Consider the following 3622-nt stretch of genomic DNA (forward strand, 5'->3'; position numbering starts at 1 on the left):
TGGGCACGGCGGCGCTGGTCGAGGCGGCGGCGGTGGCGGCGCTGATGGCGGGGACGGTGGCGCTGTTCGTCTGGGCGACCCGCGCGATGGGCCGCAACTGGAGCATCGCCGCGCGCACCCGCGCCGATCACAGCCTGGTCACCACCGGCCCGTTCGCCCGGATCCGCCACCCGATCTACAGCGCGCTCTTCCTGCTGATGCTGGCGCTGGCGATCGCGACCGGCCACGTCCGGCTGCTCCCGGTGGCGGTGCCGCTGTTCGCGATCGGCACCTTCCTCCGGATCGGCGAGGAGGAACGCATGCTCCGTGAGCTGTTCGGCGCGAGTTACGTCGCCTGGGCGGCGCGCGTCCCGCGCTTCGTGCCGGGGCTGTTCTGATCGCCCGTGCCGCCCGCCGTGCGGGTGTCACCTGCCCGCCGTGATCGGCGGCAGTTGCGAATGCTGCACCACCAGCCAATCCTCGTGCGCGCGCCGCCGGATCGTGGTCGTGCACCACGCCTTATATGCCTCGTCACCCCGGCTCGCGACCGCCTGATAGGCGATGACGATCAGGCCCTCCTCCGGCCGCTGCACCTTCGTCGCGGAGAACGCCACCTTTTCCCAACGCGGCGTATCGATCACCGCCTGGATCGCCGCCTGCGCGGTGAAGACGTTGGGCTCCGCCGGCAACACCATCACGCACTCGTCATCGATCAGCCGGCGATAGTTCTCCGCGTCACCCACCCACAGGCTCTCCTCGAAGGCCCAAATCCGTTCGTCGTCCATGTGCGAAGCGCTCCCGTATGTCGGCCCTTCAATGAGGGAGCGTGCTGCCCGGTTCCCGTCAGGGCGAGATGTGCCACCCGCGGGCAGTCGCCCCCCGCTACGCCGCGCTCTCGGTCTTCTTCTCGGCATAGACGCGGATCGGTTCCTTGCGGCCCTCGATCACGTCCTTGTCGATCATCACCTCGTCGACGCCATCCATGCCCGGCAGGTCGAACATCGTGTCGAGCAGCGTGCCCTCCAGGATGGAACGCAGGCCCCGCGCGCCCGTTTTGCGCTCGATCGCCTTCTTGGCGACCGTCACCAGCGCGTCGTCGGTGAAGCCGAGATCGACATCCTCCATCTCGAACAGCTTCTGATACTGCTTGACTAGCGCATTCTTGGGCTGGGTCAGGATCTTGACCAGCGCGCCGATGTCCAGGTCCTCCAGCGTCGCGACCACGGGCAGGCGGCCGACGAACTCGGGGATCAACCCGAACTTGAGCAGATCCTCCGGCTCGGTCGAGCGCAGGATCTCGCCGGTGCGACGCTCCTCCGGGCTGGCCACGAACGCACCGAAACCGATCGACTTGCCCTGCAGCCGGTCGCCGATGATCTTCTCCAGGCCGCTGAACGCGCCGCCGCAGATGAACAGGATGTTGGTGGTGTCGACCTGCAGGAACTCCTGCTGCGGGTGCTTGCGCCCGCCCTGCGGGGGCACGGAGGCAGTGGTGCCCTCCATCAGCTTGAGCAGCGCCTGCTGAACGCCCTCGCCCGACACGTCGCGCGTGATCGACGGGTTCTCCGCCTTGCGGCTGATCTTGTCGATCTCGTCGATATAGACGATCCCGCGCTGCGCCCGCTCGACATTATAGTCGGACGCCTGGAGCAGCTTGAGGATGATGTTCTCGACATCCTCGCCGACATAACCCGCCTCGGTCAGCGTCGTCGCGTCCGCCATCGTGAACGGCACGTCGAGAATTCTAGCAAGGGTTTGGGCGAGTAGCGTCTTGCCGCAGCCGGTGGGGCCGACGAGCAGGATGTTCGACTTGCTCAACTCGACATCCGCGCCCTTGGCGCCGTGGTTGAGCCGCTTGTAATGATTGTGCACCGCCACCGACAGCACGCGCTTGGCGCGCTTCTGGCCGATGACATAGTCGTCCAGGACGTTGCAGATCTCCTGCGGCGTCGGCACGCCGCCATCCTTCTTGGAGACGAGCGCGGACTTGGTCTCCTCGCGGATGATGTCGTTGCACAGTTCGACGCATTCGTCACAGATGAACACGGTCGGACCAGCGATCAGCTTGCGCACCTCATGCTGAGACTTGCCGCAGAACGAGCAGTAAAGAGTGCTCTTCGAATCGCCGCCGGTCAGCTTGGTCATTCGTACTCGTCCTGGACAGCCGTGCATGATGCGTGGGGGCGGAGTGTGCCCCGATCCGCCGATGGGAACAACCCTTACCCACATTCGGGATATGGGGCGAGCCCGCGCGGCTGCAAGCGGCGGCGGTCGGTCAAGCCTCGGCGGACAGCGCCGCCGCCGCGCGGTTCCCGGGCGCCACGAACCGCCGCGACGCGCGCAGGATCGGCTGTTCCATCAGCTTGAAGCTGATCTCGGCCAGCCCATAGGCGAGAACGGCCGTGAACAGGAAGATGACGGGCTCGCTCGGCCCGACCGCCCGCCCCACCGCCGGCGCCGCGATATGCAGCGCGAGCAGATGGTACAGGTACATGCCGTAGCTGACGACCCCCACCCGCGCGACGACGCGACCTTCCAGCACGCGGACCATCGGCGCGGTCGGCCGTAGCACGACCGCCCCGATCAGCGCCGTCGACAGCAGCTGGAACCCGAGCCGCGGCGCGCCGGCGATGTCGGGCGGAGCGAGCACGATGAGGCAGGCGATCGCGACCGCGATCACCGGCAGCGCCGCCGTCGACGCCAGCAACGCGGCCGCGCGACGGTAACCCGCCGGATCGTCGAGCAGCGCTGCCAGGCCAATGCCCAGGCAGATCGGGGTGAAGGTGGCCTGCACGATCGACAGGTCGGCCTAGCCGGTCAGAACCGGACTGGCGAGGTGGAAGTTGACCCACTGGTTGGCGGCGACGAACACGCCCAGCAGCGGCAGCGCCAGGCGGGGCAGCAGCACCATGACCGGCGGCCAGATCAGGTAAAATTGCTGCTCGGTCGCCAGCGACCACAGGATTCCGAGCCCGACCCCCGCGACGGCACCCAGTTTGACAGATAGACGAGGTCGGTCGGTAGCGTGGTGAAGAAGCCCCGCGCCGCCGTGCCCGCCGGGTGGAGCAGCGCGGCGCCGGCGGTGATCGCCAGCAGGAGATAATATGGCGGGAACAGCCGCAGCGCGCGGCGCACCCAGAAGCGCGGCAGCGACAGCCGCCCGGTCGCCGCCCGCTCGCGCAACAGCAGCGTCATAATGAGGAAGCCGCTCAGCACGAAGAAAAGGTCGACGCCCAGGAACCCGCGCCCGAGCGCGACGACGCGGCCCGTGTAGCAATGGTGCCAGATCACCGCCAAGATGGCGAGCGCGCGCAAGCCGTTCAGCCCGTCGAAATGCTTGCGGCGCCGAAACGCCTCGACCGTGTCCGCCACCTGATCGCCCCGCTCTTAGATCATCGTGTCGAGCGACGCGACGGGTGTCAACCCGACGTGTCGTCCCGCCCGGATCACGCCGCCTCCGTCATCCCGTTCGTCGATATCGGCGTCGGCACTCGCCGACGAGGCGCTTCAGGTCGCCTGGATCGCACCGTTAGAAAGCCAGCGTCAGCCGTTGTTGCAGGCCGTGGACCGGGCTGTGCGCCGGCAGCGCCGCCTGCGCCTCGTCCAGCCGCGCCACGCGGCGGTGCAGGTCCGCGCTGGCCTC

5 protein-coding genes are annotated in these 3622 nt (G+C 67.9%); 1 reads left to right on the plus strand and 4 read right to left on the minus strand.

The window, feature by feature from the left end:
- Positions 1-377 (plus strand): methyltransferase family protein (locus HUU95_RS10915; RefSeq protein ID WP_174280139.1); only part of this gene is annotated, 377 nt, incomplete at its 5' end.
- Between the two features lie 27 nt (positions 378-404).
- On the opposite strand, the gene HUU95_RS10920 is transcribed toward HUU95_RS10915, so the two are convergent.
- The 4 genes from HUU95_RS10920 to HUU95_RS10935 all read right to left on the minus strand — a co-directional run bounded on the left by HUU95_RS10920 (position 405) and on the right by HUU95_RS10935 (position 3351).
- Positions 405-764, minus strand: coding sequence for a DUF4440 domain-containing protein (locus HUU95_RS10920; protein WP_174280140.1), 360 nt, complete (start codon positions 762-764; stop codon positions 405-407).
- A 97-nt stretch (positions 765-861) separates the two neighbouring features.
- Positions 862-2124, minus strand: a complete 1263-nt coding sequence (gene clpX / locus HUU95_RS10925; RefSeq protein ID WP_174280141.1) for an ATP-dependent Clp protease ATP-binding subunit ClpX — start codon at positions 2122-2124, stop codon at positions 862-864.
- A 130-nt stretch (positions 2125-2254) separates the two neighbouring features.
- Positions 2255-2773: an acyltransferase family protein gene (locus tag HUU95_RS10930; RefSeq protein ID WP_174280142.1), complete on the minus strand. Its 519-nt coding sequence runs from the start codon at positions 2771-2773 to the stop codon at positions 2255-2257.
- A 131-nt stretch (positions 2774-2904) separates the two neighbouring features.
- Positions 2905-3351: an acyltransferase family protein gene (locus tag HUU95_RS10935; protein ID WP_174280143.1), complete on the minus strand. Its 447-nt coding sequence runs from the start codon at positions 3349-3351 to the stop codon at positions 2905-2907.
- Between the last annotated feature and the right edge of the window lie 271 nt (positions 3352-3622).

It is taken from the genome of Sphingomonas bacterium (assembly GCF_903643065.1).
GTDB lineage: Bacteria > Pseudomonadota > Alphaproteobacteria > Sphingomonadales > Sphingomonadaceae > Sphingomonas.

Coding starts and splice junctions, on each gene's coding strand:
- HUU95_RS10920 (WP_174280140.1), bottom strand. CDS start 764: ATGGACGACGAACGGATTTGGGCCTTCGAGGAGAGCCTGTGGGTGGGT.
- clpX (WP_174280141.1), bottom strand. CDS start 2,124: ATGACCAAGCTGACCGGCGGCGATTCGAAGAGCACTCTTTACTGCTCG.